At 39.8% G+C, this 21600-nt stretch carries 20 protein-coding genes; 12 read left to right on the top strand and 8 right to left on the bottom strand.

The window, feature by feature from the left end; translation table 11 throughout:
- Nucleotides 1-28 precede the first annotated feature (28 nt).
- Nucleotides 29-343: a DUF4351 domain-containing protein gene (locus FD723_RS12035; RefSeq protein ID WP_179065550.1), complete on the bottom strand. Its 315-nt coding sequence runs from the start codon at nt 341-343 to the stop codon at nt 29-31.
- 149 nt (nt 344-492) lie between these two features.
- On the bottom strand, nt 493-1317 hold the full coding sequence (locus tag FD723_RS12030) for a DUF4351 domain-containing protein (protein ID WP_179065549.1): 825 nt from the start codon (nt 1315-1317) through the stop codon (nt 493-495).
- A gap of 280 nt (nt 1318-1597) precedes the next feature.
- Between FD723_RS12030 and FD723_RS12025 the strand changes: the two genes are divergently transcribed.
- On the top strand, nt 1598-2479 hold the full coding sequence (locus FD723_RS12025) for a type II toxin-antitoxin system RelE/ParE family toxin (protein ID WP_218651813.1): 882 nt from the start codon (nt 1598-1600) through the stop codon (nt 2477-2479).
- A 14-nt stretch (nt 2480-2493) separates the two neighbouring features.
- On the opposite strand, the gene FD723_RS12020 is transcribed toward FD723_RS12025, so the two are convergent.
- From FD723_RS12020 to FD723_RS12010, 3 genes are all read right to left on the bottom strand, one after another.
- Nucleotides 2494-3179, bottom strand: a protein-coding gene (locus FD723_RS12020; protein WP_179065548.1) for an IS1 family transposase whose coding sequence is annotated in 2 segments (ribosomal slippage) — nt 2494-2840 and nt 2840-3179 — 687 coding nt in all. Because the reading frame shifts where the segments join, the coding sequence is not laid out codon by codon here.
- Between the two features lie 332 nt (nt 3180-3511).
- On the bottom strand, nt 3512-4987 hold the full coding sequence (locus FD723_RS12015) for a pentapeptide repeat-containing protein (RefSeq protein ID WP_179065547.1): 1476 nt from the start codon (nt 4985-4987) through the stop codon (nt 3512-3514).
- Between the two features lie 437 nt (nt 4988-5424).
- Complete coding sequence (locus FD723_RS12010) at nt 5425-6135, bottom strand: pentapeptide repeat-containing protein (protein ID WP_179065546.1); 711 nt, start codon at nt 6133-6135, stop codon at nt 5425-5427.
- A 484-nt stretch (nt 6136-6619) separates the two neighbouring features.
- Here FD723_RS12010 and FD723_RS12005 point away from each other — a divergent pair, with 484 nt between their 5' ends.
- From FD723_RS12005 to FD723_RS11990, 5 genes are all read left to right on the top strand, one after another.
- A complete protein-coding gene (locus FD723_RS12005; protein WP_179069122.1) occupies nt 6620-7831 on the top strand; it encodes an FAD-dependent oxidoreductase in 1212 nt (403 codons plus the stop codon).
- Nucleotides 7828-7962, top strand: coding sequence for a hypothetical protein (locus tag FD723_RS42690; RefSeq protein ID WP_256875151.1), 135 nt, complete (start codon nt 7828-7830; stop codon nt 7960-7962). Before FD723_RS12005 ends, FD723_RS42690 begins: the two co-directional genes overlap by 4 nt.
- A 68-nt stretch (nt 7963-8030) precedes the next feature.
- Complete coding sequence (locus tag FD723_RS12000; RefSeq protein ID WP_179065545.1) at nt 8031-8738, top strand: 16S rRNA (uracil(1498)-N(3))-methyltransferase; 708 nt, start codon at nt 8031-8033, stop codon at nt 8736-8738.
- A gap of 64 nt (nt 8739-8802) precedes the next feature.
- Nucleotides 8803-9867 (top strand): tetratricopeptide repeat protein, encoded by a 1065-nt coding sequence (locus FD723_RS11995; protein ID WP_179069121.1) that lies wholly within the window; start codon nt 8803-8805, stop codon nt 9865-9867.
- A gap of 17 nt (nt 9868-9884) precedes the next feature.
- Nucleotides 9885-10775 (top strand): DUF4351 domain-containing protein, encoded by an 891-nt coding sequence (locus FD723_RS11990; protein WP_179065544.1) that lies wholly within the window; start codon nt 9885-9887, stop codon nt 10773-10775.
- A 201-nt stretch (nt 10776-10976) separates the two neighbouring features.
- Here FD723_RS11990 and FD723_RS11985 read toward each other — a convergent pair whose 3' ends face one another.
- Nucleotides 10977-12071 (bottom strand): hypothetical protein, encoded by a 1095-nt coding sequence (locus tag FD723_RS11985; RefSeq protein WP_179065543.1) that lies wholly within the window; start codon nt 12069-12071, stop codon nt 10977-10979.
- Between the two features lie 121 nt (nt 12072-12192).
- On the opposite strand from FD723_RS11985, the gene FD723_RS11980 reads away from it, so the two are divergent.
- A complete protein-coding gene (locus tag FD723_RS11980; RefSeq protein WP_179065542.1) occupies nt 12193-14502 on the top strand; it encodes a VIT domain-containing protein in 2310 nt (769 codons plus the stop codon).
- A 59-nt stretch (nt 14503-14561) separates the two neighbouring features.
- On the opposite strand, the gene FD723_RS11975 is transcribed toward FD723_RS11980, so the two are convergent.
- Nucleotides 14562-15104, bottom strand: coding sequence for a YtxH domain-containing protein (locus FD723_RS11975; protein WP_179065541.1), 543 nt, complete (start codon nt 15102-15104; stop codon nt 14562-14564).
- A 506-nt stretch (nt 15105-15610) separates the two neighbouring features.
- On the opposite strand from FD723_RS11975, the gene FD723_RS11970 reads away from it, so the two are divergent.
- Nucleotides 15611-16246, top strand: a complete 636-nt coding sequence (locus FD723_RS11970; protein ID WP_179065540.1) for a triacylglycerol lipase — start codon at nt 15611-15613, stop codon at nt 16244-16246.
- A 63-nt stretch (nt 16247-16309) separates the two neighbouring features.
- Here the strand turns inward: FD723_RS11970 and FD723_RS11965 are convergent, their stop codons facing one another.
- Nucleotides 16310-16741 carry a VOC family protein gene (locus FD723_RS11965; RefSeq protein WP_179065539.1) on the bottom strand — a complete coding sequence of 144 codons (432 nt, stop codon included), beginning with the start codon at nt 16739-16741 and terminating at the stop codon, nt 16310-16312.
- A 223-nt stretch (nt 16742-16964) separates the two neighbouring features.
- On the opposite strand from FD723_RS11965, the gene FD723_RS11960 reads away from it, so the two are divergent.
- From FD723_RS11960 to FD723_RS11950, 4 genes are all read left to right on the top strand, one after another.
- Nucleotides 16965-17762, top strand: coding sequence for a TIGR00297 family protein (locus FD723_RS11960; RefSeq protein WP_179065538.1), 798 nt, complete (start codon nt 16965-16967; stop codon nt 17760-17762).
- A gap of 368 nt (nt 17763-18130) precedes the next feature.
- A complete protein-coding gene (locus tag FD723_RS11955) occupies nt 18131-18913 on the top strand; it encodes a peptidylprolyl isomerase (RefSeq protein WP_179065537.1) in 783 nt (260 codons plus the stop codon).
- Nucleotides 18914-19085: 172 nt separating this feature from the next.
- Nucleotides 19086-19202: a hypothetical protein gene (locus FD723_RS44120; protein WP_372743815.1), complete on the top strand. Its 117-nt coding sequence runs from the start codon at nt 19086-19088 to the stop codon at nt 19200-19202.
- Between the two features lie 289 nt (nt 19203-19491).
- Nucleotides 19492-21567 (top strand): peptidase domain-containing ABC transporter, encoded by a 2076-nt coding sequence (locus FD723_RS11950; protein WP_372743814.1) that lies wholly within the window; start codon nt 19492-19494, stop codon nt 21565-21567.
- The last annotated feature ends 33 nt before the right edge of the window (nt 21568-21600 follow it).

Here is a 21600-nt window from a genome sequence, read left to right as displayed (position 1 = left end):
GTTGATAATATGGAAGATGAACCCTCTTTCACCAATTAAATACCTTTTTTACAAACCGATTTTCCCAATCCTTTTCATGCTCATATTCATCTAACCAAACCTTTAAATCAATTGCATCTGTAAATTCCATAAAAGCTATTGCAAATCCTTCTAACTGTTGCAGATTCAATCCGCGAATGCGTTCGGATATTCCAGGTATTTCTTCCTCAAGTTCACTAATATCACAAAAACGACTACGAACTAAACAATTAAACAAATGGTACGCACCTGGATATAAAATATTTTCATCATTGACTGACTGTTGCATAAAATCTTCACTTAATAATTGATCAGATATTGACATAGTACATTGTTACCATAAAATAAATACTCTAGTGTTGTAAAAATATTAAGTAATTTAGATTTGCTTTAATTTATATGAATACGGACTATATAAAAAGGCGGAGTTAAAAACTCCGACTTTATCACTTTATAGTTTATCAACACCTGAAATTAATTTCTTTCTTGTTCGTCTAACCAAGCTACTAAATCAGATACTTCTGAAAAGTCTAGTAATCCTTCTGCTAAATCATCTAGCTTTTCAACAGATAGCACTCTAATTTTATCAATCAATGATGAATCTATTTCGCCAAACCGTCTATTAAGCTGGCGTATAATTGTACGTTCTTCACCTTGCTTATCTCCTTTCTGCAAAATATCCTGATAAATTACAGATTCTTGCATAATTTCCTCTCCTAAAAATTGCTGAATTAAATCCTTCTCAAACTTTAAACCTGCTAATATCTCTGTGTAAGCGGCGATATTCTGCCGAGTTTCCATATCTGAGATTCTAGCAACACTCTGGGCAACCTGCGATAATAACCTTTGGGGTGAATCTGTCTGTGTTAAAGGTGCTAACGGTAACAATGCAGGATTATCCAGAAATAACGCCGAATCTTGTTCCCACATTCTCACGACACGATAGCGGTGATGTGTCATCTCATTCACATATTCTTCAGTAAAAGCGATTTCGTTACTTGTCTCTTGTAAAAAAATCACTACTTGCGTTATTGGAACATCATACTGTCGCACTAACCTGACAAAGTAATCCAACATTCGTAAGGGAATGGGAGTTTCAGATTTTGCTGTTGTTTGAAATTCTAGATGCAAAATCCGATTCTCTGTTTGTAAAAACGTAACAGAATCCGCTCGAATTGGTTCGATGCTTAATTCAGTTTTTAATACTTTTATTTTTTGTGGTTCATCAGGTAGCAGCCACCGGGCAAAATCCGTTGGATATTTCTCTGCTAATATTTTACAAACATTATCAAAAGACACTAATTACACCCAAATTTCATCCAATACAATTTTATAATTTTTGGGCTAATAAATAAAATTTTTATAATAATAAATTACTATAGTTCTCAACTAAATATTACATTTTAAAAATGAGCAAAAGTTTAACTTGCTGGCATTTAAATCATTTGGATAAAGCAGAGAAAAGGGTTTTTTATCCCATTACCCATTACCAATTTCCCATTCCTCATTGAAGATTGAGTATAATTTTTAATAGTGTTTAAACACACTTATATTTTATACGTATAAATACTTATCCATAATGACTTTCGAGATCATCCATAAACCTACCTTCACTAACCAACTCTTGGCTATTCCTAAAGAGTACGTAGTGCAAATTTTAGAAAAAATCGAAGTATTGCGCGACGATCCCAAACCCCACGGTAATTTAAAGAAGAAATTACATGGCTACAAGGGTGATGTGTATCGCTTGCGTTCAGGTGACTATCGCATAATTTATACTTTTGGCGATCAATGGGTAGCCTTGCTGGGTGTAGATGCTCGTAAAGATGTATACAAAGGCGATAAGCTAGTTGCTGAAACAACTGATATTGATATCAGGACTCTGCCAGATGTAGAAGCATTACTGGCTGTAAAACCAACTTATACCCCAAACTTGGTTTTGCCTGATACCTCCAACACAGAAAGCCCGCTACCCGTGGAAATTACTGAAGATTTGCTTCACCGGTTGCGACTACCAGAAGAATATTGGACAACATTAACCGCGTGTCGGACATTAGATGATTTAATGGCAGTCAACTTACCAGGGAAGTGGTGCGATCGCATTTTTGATTGTATCGCTGAACCCAATTTTGACCAAGTTCTTAACCAACCCAGCTTTATTACAGGTAGCACTGATGATTTATTGCGCTTCACTGAAGGTGAGTTGCTGGGATTTTTACTCAAACTCAATCCCGAACAAGAAAAGTTCGTCAGTTGGGCAATCAACGCTTCTGGCCCTACACTGCTAAAAGGTGGCCCTGGTACGGGAAAAAGTACCGTTGCACTTTACCGTGTTCGTGCGTTGGTAGAAATCCTCCAAGCCAACGGAATCGAAAAACCTAAAATCCTATTTACAACTTATACAAATGCACTGGTTGCGTTTTCTCAACAACTTTTAGCAAGTCTGGGCATTGCTGAATGAAGGGATGAATTAATTTATGTTGGTATAATTTTATACTTTAAATAATGAAGTAATAATTTAATCGAGTATCTCAGCATTTGTTCTGATTTGGAATAGCATAAAGTTTTGCGGTGAAGGCGTGCAAGATAATGACGTAACCGAGTATTTTCATTTTCCATCCGTGTCATATATGTTTTACTCACAATTTGGTCTCCATCGGGGATAAAACTTGGGTAAACCTTCCAGCCATTGGTCACATAAAAATAGCTTTTCCACTGTTCAACAATTTCCCAAAGTGGCTTAAAAGTTTCAGAACTATGGTCTCCTAAAACCCAAGCTAAAATACCTTGAGTAAAGTGATTTACTGCTGTCCACAACCAAATTTTGTTTTTTTTGAGCCGATGAATGTCTCTAATTCATCCAGTTCTGCAACTTCTGGAATCATATCTTCTTTTGGTACATCTGGCAGCTTCTCTCCTAGTTGTTTGACCCAATAGATGATCGTAGTATGGTGTACGCCTTTAACTCGTTCAATACCACGAAAACCCATGCCGTTAAGGTAGATTTTTAAGCATTCTTGTTTTAGTTCTTCTGAATATCCTTTTGGCTGATCGTATACATCAATAAATTGGCGATTGCAATGAGTACAAATGTGATTTTGTTTACCTTTACGTTTCCCATTCTTTCTGATTTCTGTAGAGCCGCAGTATGGACATTGCACAGTAGATGACCTCAATTCATCTCTCTATTATGCAACGCCGCTGTTTTGATTATAGTTTGCATATTGAGGCGGCAGGGGAGCAGGGTGCAGGGAGCAAGGGAGAGGATTTACAGGTTTTGCCTAATCATGCTTGTGATGCAATTTACTCTCATCTATTTCTTGTTTTTCGATAAATAATCCAATAAATAAATTTCTCAGTATATGTGTGTTGTTATCAGACATAGATTTCATCTTCCTCATCTCCATAATTGTTACGGAGACTTTTGGTAAAAACTATAGCATTAAGGGAAAATGGTAGAATACGCCCAAATAACTAATGATGCTGTGATAACTTAACCAGACTGCCGCCAATGTGTCGGTGCTTCGATATAATCAGGTAGACGAGTGGTGCGATCGCCAAGTGCATCTCTAATCTGCTGCAACTCTAAGTTTTTCGCTCCTGTCAAAATCGTTCCTTCCAGTTTGACATCACTTAGGTTAGTCTGTGAAAAGTTAGCTCCCATCAAGTTTGCCTGAGTTAGATTAGCTTGATAAAAGGTTGCCCTATACAAGTTTGCTCCAATGAGGTTAGCCTGATACAAATCAGCTTCCGTTAAACTAGCTTCTGAGAGGTTGGCAAAATAGACTTCTGTTTGGTGGAGTTTAGCTGCATTCAAATTAGCCCCAGAAAGATTAGCTCCATTTAAGTTCGCCCCACAGAGGTTAGCACCAATCAAACCCGTTTGCTGTAGGTTGGCTTTACCCAATTTTGCTCCTTGCAAGTTAGCTAAAAACAACTTTGCTCCAGAAAGATTCGCGACTTTTAAAGTCGCTTGTTGCAAGTTAGCTTTATAAAGGTTCGCTCCCTGTAAATTAGCTGCACGCAGACTTGCTCCAGAGAGATTAGCTGAACGTAGATTTGCTCCAGAGAGGTTGGTACGATTGAGGTTAGCCCAACAAAGGTTAGCTCCATATAAACTAGCTTTTAGTAATTTGGTTTCATAAAGAATCGACCTAATGAGTTTAGCGCCACTAAGGTCTGCTCCACTCAAGTCAGCCCCACGTAAGTCAGCCCCACTCAAGTCAGCCCCACGCAGGTCAGCTTGTTGCAGGTTAGTTTTTAGTAGGTCTGCTTGTCTAATGTCAGTGTTACGTAAATCAAGTTTCTGATCTTTTGGGTCTTCGAGTAAATTACGTCTGCCAATAACACTCAGAGCTGCTTGAATATCAGTGCGTATTTTTGGCAATTCTTCATGAAGATTTTGCTCTACCTCTGGTGTCGGACGCGACCCACCTCTACGCCTACTTGAATAAACTGCTCCTTGAGATTCGGGGTTTTGTTGCTCTGCTTTTACGTGCTGAATAGGTGCATTCTCTCGCACAAAGGCAGTGAGAATTTCCATAATTGTCCAGTGTTCTTGAGGAAAATCCTGAGCAACTCTTTCTAGAGCATAAATTGCACCTGTGCGGGTTTCAACCTTTTCATGCCCAAGCTGGGCAATCGCGCCCATAAAGCGCTCTGCAATCAATCTGTCTTGATTGAGTTTGGCATTTTGCAGGCCAATTTCTAAGTTTTTCTCAGATGCGATCGCACTCTTTTGCATCGCTTGGGCACGCCTTGCTGCATAATAGGTATTAAACATTGCTGCCGATGCGAGAAAAACTATTGCAGTAGTTGTTAAAGCTTGGTTTCTATACTGGATTTTTTCCTGAATTGACAATTCTTTAATACTGGACAAGACAAAGAAAATTACAGTCAATGAGAAACCAAATATAAGTGTTATGGCGATCAACCAATTCAACAGAGGGTCTGTCTTTTTAGAAGACATGGTAAAAATTTTCCTTACAACCTAGAATTATTACTTAGATGTTGGGGAAAAATAGTATAGCATCTAGCAGAAAATTATAATAGGTGTCAAGACACTTGTTGAACTACGGAATAATATCGAATATACTTGTAGATTACGGCATAAATAAACCAGGAATCATAATTCAGAATTGGTGAATACTCTACCCATAAAGGAATAGAGTTTTAAGGCAGTATATTTAATACTAGTAACGAGACACCATTCCACTCGCTGTTAACCAATATTCATTACCCAATCGTAAGAACTCATACTGAATTCTGACTTCTGAGTTCTGAATTCTTCTTATAAACCACCCATTTCAAATCAATGAAACCCTTGCAGTACAATAATTACGGATTACACTGAAAATAAGAATGGGTAGTTAGGAAAATTAATCAAGCGGATATGATATTAGTATTTTAGTTAGAGAATTTGGTTTCTCTGAGGTTTGCTCCATCAAGTATGGCATCATTTAAAATTGCCCCATCCAATCTAGCTAGATATAAACTGGCACGATGCAGGTTAGCTCCAGAAAAGTTAACTCTCTCTAGATTGGCTGCACTGAGGATTGCTCCTTCTAAGTTGGCTAGATACAAGTTAGCTCCTTCTAAGTTCGCTGCACTAAGTATTGCTCCCGCTAGATTAGCTTCTCTAAGATTAGCTCCAGCAAGATTAGCTTGATAAAGATTTGTCTGTTGTAGATTCGCCCCATTTAAATTTGCTCCTCTCATGTCTGTGAAGCTCAAATCAAGTTGCTCATTTTCTGGATCTTTGTTTACATCTCTTCTGGCGATAACAGTCAACGCGGCTTGAATATCTATACGAACTTTTGTTGACAAATTGCTCGTTACTTTCTCTTCGGGAATATAAGGAGCATTTTTTCGTACAAAATTACTCAGAATATCTATGATTATCCAGTGGTACTGTGGATGATTATGGGCAATTTGCTCTAAATCATTAATTACAGCCAGACTGTTTTCTATTGTGTTATTTCCTAGCTGTTTGCTTGCTATTCTTAAACGTTGTTTTGGCGACTGATACTGAGTTTTTTCAACTTGTTCCTGGAAAATAGGTATCCACAGGAATATTTTTGATATTTGAATGTGATTCTTTGATAAAATATTTTTCATGATATGAGAAGCATTAATAATTACTGGAAATATCCGCAAGGACTAAGGGCATTTTTTTAATTTGAATAAGCTACTTTAATAAACAAAACGAAAAATATAACTATTGAGCAAATATACTTGGCGATTAGAAATGGCGACTACACAAACCAAGTCCGCCTGCGCGAACTCAAGAAATTGGAAACCCACCTCCGTGGGTTTTGTCTCAATACAGTTCAGTCAAACTTCTATTCCTTCTCTTCCTTTGAGTCCAACTCTTACGAGACGCTGGGCGTAGCTTGCTTCTCCGTAGGAGTATGCGTCCTTTGCGGTAGCCTGCGGCAAACTGCTCCGCGTCTACGTTAAAAAAAAGGATTTTAGCTTTAACTTAACAGTATTGGGTTTTGTCTCTACAGCCGCTAAATTCTATTCGCCTAGATATATTTTTACTCATCATGATGATTTTGATTTATTCCTAATCAGGGATTAACTAAAAATGAGTATTAAAATGCAGCAAAATAAACAGCCAATAGTTAAAAAGCTGGTGTTAATTGGCGGCGGTCATAGCCATGCTATTGTTATGAAAATGTTTGGAACAAAACCGTTACCAGAAGTACATTTAACGTTGATTAGTGCAGCATCAAAGACAGCTTATTCTGGAATGTTACCAGGACACATTGCCGGATTTTATAGCCACGATGAATGCCATATTGACTTGCAACCCTTGGCGAACTTTGCTCAAGCACAGTTATGTATTGACACGGTAGTTGCCCTAGACTTGAAAAATAACAAAGTTCTTTGTGCTAGCGGACTTGCGGTAGATTTCGATGTGCTGTCTATTGATATTGGCAGCACTCCCGCCACAATATCTGTATCAGGTGCGGCAGAATATGCGATCGCAGCTAAACCAGTATCGCAGCTATTAGAGCATTGGCGTGAACTAGTTGAAGCCGTAGGTAAAAATCCTCATGAACCAATTAGCATTGCGATCGCAGGTGGAGGCGCAGGCGGTGTAGAATTAGCCCTATCGATGCGATCGCGTTTACATCAGATTTTGCATCAAACTCAACAACCTATTCAAAACCTGGAAATTCATTTATTTCAGCGTGGACAAGAACTGATGCCCAATTACCATTCATCAGTGCGGCATCAAATTCAGCAAATTTTAACTGAGCAAGGCATTAAACTCCATCTTGGGGAAACTGTGTGTAGAATTGCACCCATAACACCCAAGGAGACTAAAGAAGTATTTGAAATTAAATGTGAATCTGGGTTGAAAGTAGAGTGCAATAAAATCTTTTGGGTAACACAAGCATCAGCACCCGAATGGTTAAAAACCACTGGACTAGGAACTAATGAGCAAGGTTTTATTCTCGTAGAAGATACGTTGCAATCTCAAACGCACCCGCAGGTATTTGCATCTGGTGACATTGCCACAATGGTAAATCATCCGCGTCCCAAAGCTGGGGTATTTGTTGTTAGACAAGGCAAACCTTTATTTGAGAATTTGCAGCGAATTTTATTAGGTAAGCCGCTCAAACCTTATAAACCACAGAAACAATATTTGAGTTTAATTGGTACAGGAGATAAACGAGCGATGTCTGCGACGGGCTACGCCTACGCAACCAGAGGTACTTTTACTTTACCACCTCATAAGCTCTTGTGGTATTACAAAGATTGTATTGACCGCCGCTTCATAGAAGGCTTTCGCAACTTATGAAGATATACAGAGGTGTAATGGTAGTGGGGTATGGTACAGGTAAAATAGTGCAACAGTCTACACGCTCATTGCAAACCTTCTGCCCTCAGCAAAAACTGCCTTCTTCACTATTTTATCAAGAAATAGAATAAGATTTCATTTCGATCAAAATCCAGTCTAGACGGAAAATAATTCCTACCCTCATTATGCAGAAAATATCATGTCTCAACTGCAACGAATTGCGATCGCACCCTCCCAATTCCAACAAGGGCAAATTTTACTCACCAAAGAACAACAGCATTATTTAGGGCGGGTGTTGCGCTTACGTGAAGGCGATCGCTTTATTGCAATGGATGGTATGGGGAAATGGTGGTTAGTGCAGTTAGCAGGCGAACAAGCAGAGATTTTAGAACCGCTTTTAGTAGAAACAGAATTACCTGTAGCAATTACGCTGATGGTGGCATTACCCAAAGGCAATGGATTTGATGAAGTGGTACGGTGTTGTACAGAGTTGGGAGTAACTTGTATTGCACCAGTATTGAGCGATCGCACTTTGCTTCATCCGAGTCCTCAAAAGCTCGAACGCTGGCGGCGCATCGCTGCCGAAGCCGCTGAACAGTCAGAACGCTCATTCGTGCCAACAATTTTAGAGCCTGTTGCTTTTAATACTGCCATCACTGCCAATCAGACAAGTCACCGTTACATTTGTGAGGCTCGTGGTGCTTATCCTCATTTAAACAAAGTGCTGAATAACATCTCTAGCGAGATTGTTATTGCTATTGGGCCAGAAGGGGGATGGACAATACAAGAAATTGAGAATGCGGAGTCAGCTGGATTTCAACCTGTTTCCCTTGGTCGTCGCATCCTGAGAGCAGTTACAGCGCCAATCGTAGCATTATCCTTGATTTCCGCAGCTTGTGAAGTATAAATGATTTATAGCTCACGCAAAAGTAATTTTGGGTGAGACATCACTCCAGCGTGTATTTAAAGTGATGATTGAGCAAGTTGCGATCGCCTTTGAGCATAAAGACTATCAAACAGCGGCTAAATTACTCAAACAGCTGCAAAAAGAATCACCAGACAATCCTTGGGTACAATTTTATCTTGGTCGGCTGCATGAAGTATCTGGAAAGCGTCAGAATGCAGAAAAAATTTATCGGCAACTGCTGCGAGATACGACAAATACCAAAATAGTGGCGCTAGCACGTCAAGGTTTGCAAAGACTACAAGAAATGGAACTAGAAGAAAGACAAAGAGCCATTTCTCAAGCAAAATCTGAACCGAATAACACCGAACTTGGCGTACTAGTTTTAGAACCACTTAGTAACGAACTGAAAACAGAAGCCTCTCGGAAATTTGCCCAGATTATGCAGCTAGACCCCTACACTGCAAGGCTATTAATGCCAAGTCGTGGCTGGAGGTTGTACCGCACTGGTCAAATTGGAGAACTAAAATTTTATGGAAAACAGTTACAGCAAGCTGGCATTCCTTGCTTTTGGGCAACAATAGCTCAAATTCAGCAAATTCAAGTTTATCAAGTCAAACATTTCCAAGAATCTAGCCCACAAGCTACTATTGTTTGCCGTAATGACACAAATCAACTCGGTTCTCTCACCTTTGACTGGTCAGAAGTCACAGCCAGAGTAGTAGGACTATTACCTATTTTTGAACAAGTTGTAGATGTTAATCCCTACCATAAACTCGAACGAAAAACTCAAACACAAGATTATGCTCAGTTTTGTGATTTACACATACCTGGTAGACGCTGCATTCTCCGATTTTATGATAGCGGCTATGAATTCCAGCAAGGTTTAGAAATCATTCCTCAAGCTAGCCAAAATACAATCAGAATTAATTGGAATAATTTATCTAGTTGGATTAACCAGCAACTACCTCAAGTTAAAATCTGGTCTGATTTCACGCATTTTGCAGATACAACATTAGATCAAACAGAAATGCTGAGTCATATCAAGTCTCGCATCGATCTATTTCGTCGAGAGCAGAGTAATTGGGATTCCGCTTTTCATTTATATAGTGGACTGGTGTTTGTTAAATAATTTGTAGATCAATAGAAATGACGCGCTTTATACATGACAAATTTGCCAAAGACTATCTGGAAGAATTACTAAAAGATTATGGAGAAGTCAAGCCATCAGAAAAAGTTTCAGGGGAGATTAAAGAAATAGATGTTTTATTCACTCCTGATAAGCAGCAAAGCTCTAATTTACAGGTGCTGGGTTTACTAGGAAGACTTGCGGAACATCCTGCGATAATTGAACCATTTCGCAATCCAGCTTCTACCGATGAAATATGCGACTGTATTCTAAAATTATTAGAAGTAAAAGCTCTCATCCGGCGAGAAGCTAAAGCAAATAAAACCAAACTTCAGGACTCAGAAATTCCCAAATTGTGGGTTCTTACACCAACCATATCTGAAACTAGATTGTCTAGCTTTGGAACTATTGAAAAAGAAAGTTGGTTATCGGGAGTACATTTTTTGCCAGAGGCCTTGCGGACAGCAATTGTGGCGATACATCAACTACCGCAAACACCACAGACGTTATGGTTGAGGCTTTTGGGAAGAGGAAATGTGCAGTCACAGGCAATTATCGAGCTGCAAGCGTTACCATTAAATCATCCATACCAGAAAGCAACACTCGAATTAGTTTACAACTTGCGAGAAAATTTGAGACTAAATCAAGAATTAGAAGCAGATGATAGGGAGTTAATTATGCGACTAGAACCACTTTATCAAAGAGATAGAGAACAAGCCAAACAAGAGGGGAGGCAGGAAGGAGAACAAAACTTAATATTACGTCAACTCAATCGTCGGATTGGGAAAATTAATCCATCATTAATCGAGCGAGTTCAAGGATTATCGATTGAACAATTAGAGAATCTAGGAGAAGCATTACTCGGCTTTTCTAGTGTTGCTGATTTAGAAAATTGGTTAAACCAACAATAAGGATAAATCATCATCAGTAGATTAATTAATTGATAACCAAAAAGTAAGAACAAGACAACATAAGGCAGGCGAGTTTAAGTAGCGGAGGGTAACAATGATAGAGGTGTTATTCAAGCACTGAAAGCTCGATTTTGCTTACCAAATCGAATTTAATCGGAGTAACGGCAAAAAGCAACGGCGTAGGATACGTTAGATTTTAGGCTAAGACACTGCTCTTTTTATTAAAGAATTCAGTGATGAACTCATAACACCTTTGATTTTGGCTATTGCCATTAGCAACTCTAAATTATCCTGACTCCATTTTTTCATACTCGTGGAAAGTTTGGAATTAGATTCTATTAAAAATTCTCGTGTTTCTATATCCTCAGGATATTTTGGTTCCAACAAAATAATTAAATCAGAAGACTGAATACTTTTATTATCTTCATCATAAACAAGTTCTAGTTTAAAGTTATAAATATATGATGTGCGTATCAAATATGATGCCTGTTCATTACTAGAAATTTGTTGCTCATTTTTGGGCAAAAATAAAGTAAACGTAAATCTATCTACATCATTACAACTCACGCACTGGGAAATTTTAAAGTTTTCAATATGAACAATTTCCGGTTGTATATTTAAATAATTTTCTGTAGCAAAATTGAATGGTAAAGTGACATTGAAATTTATATCTGCTGGTAAAGAAATTTGGTAGTCACAACTAGATGGAACAGTTCTACTCCGCTTCATTTCCATAGCTGGCGCTGGCGCATAAGCTAGCTGCTCATTTATTTCAAGTCTAGGTAAAACCCAACTTTTCAGCACCCAGGCATTATGAAATAGAAACTTAGTATTTTTCAAGAAAGCAACCTGATTGCCAATATTACGGACTTTTAAATCAATTACACAAGAATTAACAGAGCCTTCAAGGGAAATATCAACAATTTTGATTAACGAATCATTGTTTTGCAAAGAACGATGAGAAAAATTAGTTTTATAGTTAGCTTTTGCTAGCCAGTCAGTAACTTCCCTCCAGTCTTTTAAGCTGTTAGAAGGCCGCTTAGTTAGTACTTCGATGTAGCGATACAATCCTCTAGATAAATCAACTCTTAAACCCCTAACTTCCCGATTGATTGCAGCAGCTATTTCACTAGGACTATAACCACAAAGCAATCCCTTCAGACAAGTTATTTCCAATGGTGTCAGTTGTTTGGGTTTACCAGAAATTTGCTGTTTTGCAGAGGTGATATCTTGGCACAAACTTGCTAAATCCCAGTCATTTTCAGCTTGCGTAAAGGGTTGGGGAATTGGTGTCATTGTTGGATGTATCAGCTTTTAACCCATATCCTAACAAAACTCCTAAGAGTGGTTAGGTTACAGTACTTGTTGCTTTGGTTACTCTAGGGTTATGTTCCACATAAAGAAAGCTATCAAACCTATGAATACAGTAAGTGCTAAAAACCAACAGCTAGGGGGTTTATACGTCCAATCCCCTGAAGGAAAACAGGTAGTTTTTCCCCTAAAACACACAGAAGTTATAGCAAAAATTGCCGGTAACTTGTCACGAGTTGAGGTCATCCAAAGCTTTGAAAATCCCTTTAAACAGCCTTTAGAAGCGGTGTATGTCTTTCCATTACCCGATGAGGCGGCGGTGGATGACATGGAAATCAAAATAGGCGATCGCACCATCAAAGGTAATATTAAAAAACGTGAAGAAGCTGTAGCCATCTACGAAAAGGCAAAACAAGAAGGACGCACTGCTGGACTTCTAGAACAGGAACGAGACAACATCTTTACTCAGTCTCTCGCTAATATCAAACCTGGCGAACAAATTGATGTCACAATCCGTTACACCGAAAATTTAAAATTTGAGGCGGGAAATTACGAATTTGTTTTCCCGATGGTGGTTGGGCCAAGATATATTCCAGGAACACCGATAGATGCTAGCGGTGATACAGACCAAGTTCCTGATGCTTCGCGCATTACACCGCCTGTAGTCGCTGAAGGAACGCGATCGCGTCACAATATTAATGTCACAGTCGAAATTGATGCGGGTTTCCCAATTTCTCAAGTGCGTTCTCCTTCCCATCAATTAAAAATTGAACACTCAGGTCAAATTCTGCGAATTCAATTAGCTGGAGAAGATACAATTCCCAACAAAGATTTAATTCTCCGCTATCAAGTTTCTGGTCAAGAAACTCAATCTACAGTATTAACCCAAGCTGACGATCGCGGCGGACATTTTGCAATATATTTGATTCCAGCTTTGGAATATTCCACTGATGAGATTGTACCCAAAGATGTTGTATTTTTGGTAGATACTTCCGGTTCCCAATCTGGCGATCCGTTGCAAAAGTGTCAAGAGTTAATGCGGCGATTTATCAATGGGTTAAATCCCAACGATACTTTCACAATTATCGATTTTTCCGATAGAGTTAGGCAGTTATCGCCAAAACCTCTGCCGAATACAGCAGAAAATCGTGCTAAGGCGATCGCTTACATTAACAATTTACAAGCTGATGGCAGCACAGAAATGCTCAGTGGCATTCGTACAGCGATAAATTTCCCTACACCAGTCGGAAGATTACGCAGCGTTGTACTCTTAACCGATGGCTATATCGGCAACGAAAATGAGATTTTAGCAGAGGTACAACAGCATCTACAACCAGCAAATCGCCTTTACAGTTTCGGTGTAGGTAGTTCAGTTAACCGTTTTTTACTAAATCGTATCGCCGAAATTGGCCGGGGAATATCTACAATTATTCGTCATGATGAACCCACAGAAGAAGTTGCCGAAAAGTTTTATAGGCAAATTAACAATCCTGTACTTACGAATATTCAAATCTCTTGGCAAGGTGACACAGAATCACCTATGATTTACCCAAAGGTAGCGCCTGATTTATTCAGCGAACAACCATTAGTTTTATTTGGTCGCAAACAAGATAGAGCTAGTGGTAATCTGCAAATCTCCGGCATTGCTGCGGGTGGTAAGCACTATGAAAAAACGTTTCACCTCAGATTTGAGGAAACAGGAAATGTTGCTGTAGCGCAGTTGTGGGGACGCGCTCGTATCAAAGACTTGATGAATCAAATGGTGAGTTTTGAAACCAAAGCTGGTGTAGAAGCAGTTACAGAAACAGCCTTAAATTATCAACTGCTTTCTCAATACACCGCTTTTGTGGCTGTCAGCGATGACGTGCGGGTTGAACCAGGAAGCGAATATCTGTCTAGGCAAGTGCCAGTGGAAATGCCTGAAGCCGTTAGTTACCAAGGAGTGTTTGGTAATGCTCCGGCTGGTAGTTTTGCGCCTCAAATGAAATTGTCAGCACCAGCATTATCAGAAGCTCCCGATTTTCTCTACAAAAGGCGATCGCCACCATCTCCAGCAGCCAAAGAAGCCGAGATATCTTTGAGCTTTGATTTAGAGGAGATAGAACAAGATGAAATATCAGAAGCAGTAATCAACCATAAGTTAGAAGTAATCAGTGTTACTGGCTTGGATGAAACAGAAATTGCTAACCTAACCCAACACCTTCAACAGCTAAACTTTCCTTCCGGCTTCAGTGGTGAAATCGTCTTTGAGTTCACCGTCAACAAAGGTCGGGTAGAACGGGTAATGTTAGACGAAGAAGCCTCTACCCTAAAAGATCCAGTTGTAGTAGAAAAAATTAAGCGATCGCTCCTACTTTGGAGAGTTTCCCCATCTACAACTGGCAAAGTTATCTTAACCTTACATCTTCACATTTAATTGTTAGAGACGCGTTAGTATTTCGGTAAGAAATGCAATTTTGCGTCTCTACAAATTAATTAATTCTTAGGGGTTTTTACCTGACGTGCCAGTTCTAGATAAGCACTCATATTCGCCCCTGGACGACGACGACCATTAGAGCTTGTAGTCGAAGGAGCAAGATATTTTGGTGCAAAGGTGGTTTCAGTTGGCTGCTCTTTAATGACTTTGGCTGCTGCGGCTTTCGCATTTTTAGCGGGTTCAACTTTAAGACCCTCAGCAGTCTGGACTAGTTGAACATCAGCTGCTTTAGAATTTTTAGCTGATTTTGCCTTAGCCGCAGCGGTTTTTGTTCCATTCAATGACTCTGGCTTGGATGGAGTTGGTGCTTCTGATGTAATTGTCTCTGCTACTTTCTTAGCATTCGATGAAACTGTGTCTGCTACTTTCTTCGCATTCGATGCGACCTCTTTAACAGCATCTTTGGCAGCATCTTTAGCTTCGTCCAATTCTAAGAAGTAGCCGTTGCTTTTCTTCTTCCCTGGTAACAGTCCGGTAATGAAACCCAGAATACCACCAAGAAAACCCTGAATACCCGAAATTAACTTTTTGATAAAATCCATTACAATTACTCCTGCCTTTTACCTTTTATATTGGGAACTCTACCGTAATTGTTAAAAATTACGACAAAATATTACATTTTCTACTTTGCGTCACCTCGTTCTGGTGACAACCTTTATAGGCTTGTGCTTAATTAACATTGTAGTAAAATCACAGGGCAAATGTTCTATCGCAAGCATTTGCAAACTACATACACCAAGAACTAATTATTAAATTTTACTGTAACTAAGAGCAAGATTCTGAAAGCAAGCTTTACAAGAATTAACATTTCTTTGTTTGGTAAATACCTAATTGAAGTTAAGCAAGCAGTTTACTCTCAACCAGTGATAGCCTATTGGCAGATAGCAAGATTAACTAGTTAAATTTTATACAAACTATCTTTATGGAAGCATTTCAATTTTGCAAAAAATATCTTTTAAAGAATCCGAAAAGTAATAGCTTCAGTTTGTAGAGCAGTATGTGCCGACAAAGGTAAAATATACCACCTTAATTCAGCTAGATTTTGTAAATGAATATGGAAAATAAACAACGCAATCCCGTTTTATTAATACATGGCATTGACGACACAGAGGCAGTTTTTCATAAAATGAGGGCATACCTCATACAACGGGGTTGGTCTGTCTATAGTCTGAATCTAGTTCCTAATAATGGTGATGTGGGTCTTGATGAATTGGCAAAGCAAGTAGCCGATTATGTTACAGCTACCTTTGTTCCAGAACAACGCCTAGATTTAGTAGGCTTCAGCATGGGAGGAATTGTTAGCCGTTACTATATCCAGCGACTAGGAGGAATTAACCGCGTGCAAAGGTTTCTTACCATCTCTTCACCCCATCATGGAACTGTTGTTGCTTATGGTTCCTGGCGTCCTGGTTGCATACAAATGCGCCCTAACAGCATTTTTCTCAAGGATTTAAATTCTGATGCTGTAATATTGGGGCAGCTAGATTTTACCTCTATCTGGACACCTTATGATTTAATGATTGTCCCAGCAAATAGTTCACAAATGCCAGTAGGACGGAAAGTAACAGTACCAGTTGCTCTGCACCCTTGGATGCTGACAGACTCCAGAAGTTTAGCAGTAGTCACAGCAACCTTAGCAGAGCGTATCAAGCAACCCTTGCTAAATAAAAAATCCAGTCAGTAGGCAGGATACTTGTTGCACTTGCATCTCTTTGATTTTTAATTTTTAATTTTTAATTTTTAATTCTTAAGCCCTATCCCCAATTTGCGTATATTCGTAACTTCCAAAAATCGCCTCTGGGTGACTATAGTACTTAAACTCCATGAGGTTATAAAAAGGATCTTCTAAAAAGAAAGTACGATGCTCAAGAGGAGAACCAACAAAGCGATTTTTGGTTTCTTCGCGAAAAAATAGCTGTTGTTGTTGTGCCCTTTCTAGTAAGTCTTGCCAGTCACCTTCTTGGGTAAAAATTAGCCCAAAGTGTCTGGGATAGATAGTGGGTTGCGGTATCAAAGGTTCTTTGGTGACATGAGCCACTAATTGATGTCCGTAGAGATTGAGAATTAGAGCATGGCGGTTTTCACGGCCAGGAATGCAGCCCAAGCCATCTACGTAATATGCTTTTGTTTGGGCAACATCAGTCACAGGGAAAGCTAGATGGAATAAAGTTTGACTCATAACTTGTGTGGAAAAGACTAGTGGTTGATGCTATCTACAATTTAGGCTGTTGGGTCTTGATTGTGGTCAATTTAAAAATCAGCTTTCGGCGCAATGCCTACGCTATTTAGTTAATAATACAAACATATTACTTTAGCTGGAGAGGTTTCAGAAATTAAGCACTAAGTATCATAAATTCGCTATTCTGTTGATATTCAGAAAAATTACTCATAATTAATTGCTGATGTCACCCTTAATTGATTCTGTAAATCCCTGGTTGGTAGCAGTAGTATTAAACACAGTCTTGTTGGGTTTAGCTTGGATTTCTCCGAAAAAACTACTTACCCCTGCTGGATTATTTCATGCCTGGTTCTTGGCTATCTTAATTTGGGTAACTCTAGGCTGGCAAGGATATGCAGTAGTAATGTTCTATTTTCTGGTTGGTTCTGGCGTTACCCGCATCGGTATGGCGCAGAAGGAGGCAGAAGGAATTGCCGAAAAGCGTTCTGGGGCAAGAGGTCCAGAAAATGTTTGGGGTTCGGCTTTAACTGGCGCGCTCTGTGCTTTGGGAGTAGGGATAATAAATTCGGGATTCTTTGTAGCTAGTCCCCAATCCCTAGTACCCAATCCCCAATCCCTATTATTGTTAGCTTATGTAGCAAGTTTCAGTACCAAGCTGGCTGATACTACTGCTAGTGAAGTTGGTAAAGCTTATGGTAAAAGTACCTTTCTCATTACCACACTCCAACCAGTGCCACGAGGTACAGAAGGAGCGGTAAGTTTGGAGGGAACTTTAGCTGGGATTGTGGCTTCTGTTGCGATCGCATTTATCGGTTGGGGAGTTGGTTTAATTGATCTATTAGGAGTTGCTTGGTGTGTACTAGCAGCATTTATTGCTACCAACCTAGAAAGTGTGATTGGTGCAACATTTCAATCTAAATATTCCTGGCTGACCAATGAAGTGGTAAATATTTTTAATACATTAATCGGTGCGATCGCCTCTGTGCTACTTACCTTGACATGGATAAATTTCATTAAGTAAATCAGTGAAAATAACTAGCTGGGGCATTGAAAAGAGGTAGAGGGGCAGATGCTGCTCTCGCTGAGGGGAAAATTCTTCTCCCTGCTTCTTGCTTCCTGCTCCCTTACTTCTTCCCCAATCCCCAATCCCCAATCCCTAATCCCAATCTCCAATCCCCAGTCCCCAGTTCAATCCTGTTTTGTCCCCACCAGACTGTAAAAGAGATCAAGAGAAATTATATTATTCACTAGTTATATAATTTTTTGACCATTTAGATGTAATTAGTTCATGGAATCTTTATCATATTTATCCATCAACAACCAGATGATTTCTATATGATTTAAATTAAAAGTCCTATAAGTGTTTAACCATATTCACATAATTAGTTCATGGAATCTTCATCATTTTTGACAATTAATGACCAAATAATTTCTGTTGAGGAAGCAGTAAAGTACCTGCAAGCCTCTGGAAAGTTAGGACAGTTCATTGGGGATATTCTCCGCCAGTACGTAATTGAGGAAGAAATCAGAACACGAAACGATATTGAAATTGGCACAGCAATAACTGAACAGTCAATTATTGACTTTAGGCTGAAAAATCAACTGACTGATCCCGAAAGTTTTCAAGAATGGTTAAAGATCAACAACACAGATTACGCTACATTTCACACATCGGTGACTTTTGGTTACAAGTTAGAAAAGCTGAAAGCTGTAGTAACGCAAACAAAAATCCAAGAATATTTCATTGAACGCAAAATTTTTTTGGATCGGGTAGTACTTTCTCGGATTGTTGTCAATAATCGAGAATTGGCAGACGAACTCCATACCCAAATTGAAGAAGGAGGTAGTTTTGAGCAACTAGCCAAAGAGTATTCACTTTCAGATGACCGAATTGTAAACGGCATGATGGGAATCGTCAGCCGAGGCAGTATGCCGGATATATTACGCGCAGCTATTGATGTCGCTAGTCCAGGACAATTGGTAGGCCCAATAGAAATCGTTGGCAAAGACTCTCCCCAAGGAGAAGGACCTTTTGGTTTGTTTCGAGTAGAACAATTTCTGCCAGCGTCTTTAGAAGATACTCAACTACAGCAAGTACTACAAAATGAGTTATTTGAAAAATGGCTAGCAGAGAAAATTCAAAAACTGACAGTCAAGTTACAAGTGAGTTAAAAATTCTGGATAATGAATCTTTACGATTAAAAGTTCTAGCTTCTTTGCCTTGGAATCAGCCACCGTTATGCTGGCTGACTCCCGAACAAAAATCCCAATTAGAAAATGAATCCCAAACTCGCCAGTATCGTCTTGGGGAAAAAATCTGGTCAAATGATGTCGGTGGTTATCAATTCTTAATTGTGGCTGGAAAAGTCCGCTTGCGAGAAGAAGGCATTGGCAAACCAATAGCTGCCCTAGATGCGGGGGATTGGTTTGGCGACTTACAAAAGCTGTCTGCGGATTTTAAAGCTGTAGCTGCTAGTAAAGAAGTGATAGTAATTTGTTGGGATACTGCACTTTGGACAGAATTTTCTCACCCACAAATTCAAGAGTTTTGGCAAGCATTACCAGTACAAACAGAAGGAGAAAGGGAGACATTTTCCTTCTCTTCCACCCCTTCAGTAATATCATCAACATCGGATGGAACTTCCAGCCCCCACAGCCTCCAACCCCAAAAAGGACTCCCAGCTGCTAATCTGATCGTTGCAAATTATCCCTTTGTTGCTAGTTGGAATACTGCTGCGGCGTGTTTAACAATGGTGGCCCAACAGTTAGAAAATTCTGTGCAACTGGAATGGGTGCAGCGCCAACTCAGAGGACAACGCCCAAAACAGGTTGTGGAAGCAGCAGAAAAATTAGGGTTAGTGTTGCGGCGGTTACAAGTGAGTTGGGGCGAGTTGCGGCAGTTGTCATTTCCAGCTTTACTGCTGTGGAGTTCTGACTCACCCCAGAGTCCATCCTGGGTGGTGGCTTATGGAGTTAAGGGCGATCGCTTAATTATCGCTAATCCTCTCAATCCCGAAAGAACTTGTGAAAGCTTGCCACAGTCCATAGTTGAAGCCTCTTGGGATGGACAATTATGGCAAGTAGAACTCGTATCTCGGCAAGAAAAATTTAACCTCAATTGGTTCACCCCAGCAGTTTGGAAGTATAAGGGCTTACTCGTAGAAGTATTGTTAGCATCTTTTACCTTGCAGCTTTTGGGGTTAACAACACCCCTAATTACGCAAGTCGTCATTGATAAAGTGATGGTGCAAGGGAGTTTGCCGACTCTTGATGTCATGGCGATCGCACTTTTGTGCGTAGCTGTATTTGAGTCCATATTGGGTATTCTGCGCCTATTCATCTTTACCCATACAGCTCGGCGGCTGGATTTGAGTTTATCAGCACAGCTATTTCGCCATCTGATGCGTCTGCCATTAGCTTATTTTGAGTCGCGGCGCGTCGGAGACACAGTAGCACGAGTCCAGGAACTCGAACAAATTCGCCAGTTTCTCACAGGTACAGCATTAACAGTAATTCTAGATAGCATCTTTACTGTGGTGTATCTGGTATTGATGTTTTACTATAACGTCCCACTCACCTTTGTCGCCTTAGCAGTACTGCCGCTATTTGCCACATTAACTATCGTTTCAACCCCCATTCTGCGTAACTGGCTCAACGAAACTTTTAACCGTTCTGCCGATAGTCAATCCTTTCTAGTAGAGACAATCACTGGAATTCACTCCGTTAAAGCCCATGCCGCCGAACCAGTAGCCCGCGATCGCTGGGAAGGCTTATTTGCTCGCTTCATTCGCACAGGTTTTAAAGCCTCCACCACCTCCAATATCAGCAGCAACATTGGTGACTTTCTTACCAATTTGTCTACCATGCTGATTCTCTGGTTTGGTGCCAAGTTAGTTATCGAACAAAAGCTTACAATTGGACAGCTAGTCGCCTTTCAAATGCTGTCTGGCAGAGTCACAGGCCCACTTTTGCGTTTAGTACAGTTGTGGCAAAACCTCCAACAAGTGCTACTTTCAGTAGATCGCATTGGTGATATTCTCAACGTCTCCCCAGAAGCAGAACTGGGAACTGGTCTAGTTTTACCACCTCTGAAAGGACAAATCACCTTCGAGCAAGTATTTTTTCGCTACCGGCCAAACTTTGAAGCAATTCTGCGGGGGATATCTTTCAATGCCGAACCAGGGCAATTTGTCGGCATTGTCGGACGCAGTGGTTCTGGAAAAAGTACCCTGTCTAAACTTTTACAACGCCTCTATCAAATTGAATCAGGACGTATCCTCATTGATGGTTTTGATATAAAAAGTGCCGACTTAGCCTCACTGCGGCAACAAGTTAGTGTCGTTCTTCAAGAAGACTTTTTATTCAACGGTTCCATTTTAGAAAATATCACTCTTGGTAGTCCCGACATTACCGCAGAGCAAGTAGTAGAGGCGGCAAGGTTAGCAGTAGCACACGACTTCATCAGTCAATTACCCTACGGTTACGAAACCAATGTTGGTGAACGTGGTACCGCTTTATCTGGTGGACAGAGACAACGTATTGCCTTAGCAAGACTATTTCTTTCCCAAGCGCCGATTTTAGTTTTAGATGAAGCTACCAGCGCTTTGGATAGTGAAACTGAACAACAAGTACTGCAAAACCTGCAAAAAATTTCCGCTAATCGTACCGTGTTCTTGATTGCTCACCGCTTTGCTCCCCTCAAACGTGCTGATTTGATTTTGGTATTAGAGCAAGGTGTAATTGCTGAACGTGGTACTCACTCACAGCTGTTGCAACAAAAGGGTTTGTATTGGTCATTATATCAACGTCAACAAGCAAACATTTAACTAGCTTTTAGTTTAATGTCTACTTCATATCTA

Source organism: Nostoc sp. C052, assembly GCF_013393905.1.
Classification (GTDB): domain Bacteria; phylum Cyanobacteriota; class Cyanobacteriia; order Cyanobacteriales; family Nostocaceae; genus Nostoc.
The sequence above is the reverse complement of the archived record's forward strand: the minus strand, read 5'-3'. Positions and strand labels throughout refer to the sequence as shown.

What these genes read in the sequence shown, in the direction of transcription:
- FD723_RS42690 (WP_256875151.1), top strand. Translation starts at nt 7,828, where the DNA reads ATGAAGATATACAGAGGTGTAATGGTAGTGGGGTATGGTACAGGTAAA.
- FD723_RS11955 (WP_179065537.1), top strand. Translation starts at nt 18,131, where the DNA reads ATGGAATCTTCATCATTTTTGACAATTAATGACCAAATAATTTCTGTT.
- FD723_RS11960 (WP_179065538.1), top strand. Translation starts at nt 16,965, where the DNA reads ATGTCACCCTTAATTGATTCTGTAAATCCCTGGTTGGTAGCAGTAGTA.
- FD723_RS11980 (WP_179065542.1), top strand. Translation starts at nt 12,193, where the DNA reads ATGAATACAGTAAGTGCTAAAAACCAACAGCTAGGGGGTTTATACGTC.
- FD723_RS12005 (WP_179069122.1), top strand. Translation starts at nt 6,620, where the DNA reads ATGCAGCAAAATAAACAGCCAATAGTTAAAAAGCTGGTGTTAATTGGC.
- FD723_RS11990 (WP_179065544.1), top strand. Translation starts at nt 9,885, where the DNA reads ATGACGCGCTTTATACATGACAAATTTGCCAAAGACTATCTGGAAGAA.
- FD723_RS12010 (WP_179065546.1), bottom strand. Translation starts at nt 6,135, where the DNA reads ATGAAAAATATTTTATCAAAGAATCACATTCAAATATCAAAAATATTC.
- FD723_RS12025 (WP_218651813.1), top strand. Translation starts at nt 1,598, where the DNA reads ATGACTTTCGAGATCATCCATAAACCTACCTTCACTAACCAACTCTTG.
- FD723_RS11975 (WP_179065541.1), bottom strand. Translation starts at nt 15,104, where the DNA reads ATGGATTTTATCAAAAAGTTAATTTCGGGTATTCAGGGTTTTCTTGGT.
- FD723_RS11970 (WP_179065540.1), top strand. Translation starts at nt 15,611, where the DNA reads ATGAATATGGAAAATAAACAACGCAATCCCGTTTTATTAATACATGGC.
- FD723_RS12015 (WP_179065547.1), bottom strand. Translation starts at nt 4,987, where the DNA reads ATGTCTTCTAAAAAGACAGACCCTCTGTTGAATTGGTTGATCGCCATA.
- FD723_RS11995 (WP_179069121.1), top strand. Translation starts at nt 8,803, where the DNA reads ATGATTGAGCAAGTTGCGATCGCCTTTGAGCATAAAGACTATCAAACA.
- FD723_RS12000 (WP_179065545.1), top strand. Translation starts at nt 8,031, where the DNA reads ATGTCTCAACTGCAACGAATTGCGATCGCACCCTCCCAATTCCAACAA.
- FD723_RS11985 (WP_179065543.1), bottom strand. Translation starts at nt 12,071, where the DNA reads ATGACACCAATTCCCCAACCCTTTACGCAAGCTGAAAATGACTGGGAT.
- FD723_RS11965 (WP_179065539.1), bottom strand. Translation starts at nt 16,741, where the DNA reads ATGAGTCAAACTTTATTCCATCTAGCTTTCCCTGTGACTGATGTTGCC.
- FD723_RS12035 (WP_179065550.1), bottom strand. Translation starts at nt 343, where the DNA reads ATGTCAATATCTGATCAATTATTAAGTGAAGATTTTATGCAACAGTCA.
- FD723_RS11950 (WP_372743814.1), top strand. Translation starts at nt 19,492, where the DNA reads ATGGTGGCCCAACAGTTAGAAAATTCTGTGCAACTGGAATGGGTGCAG.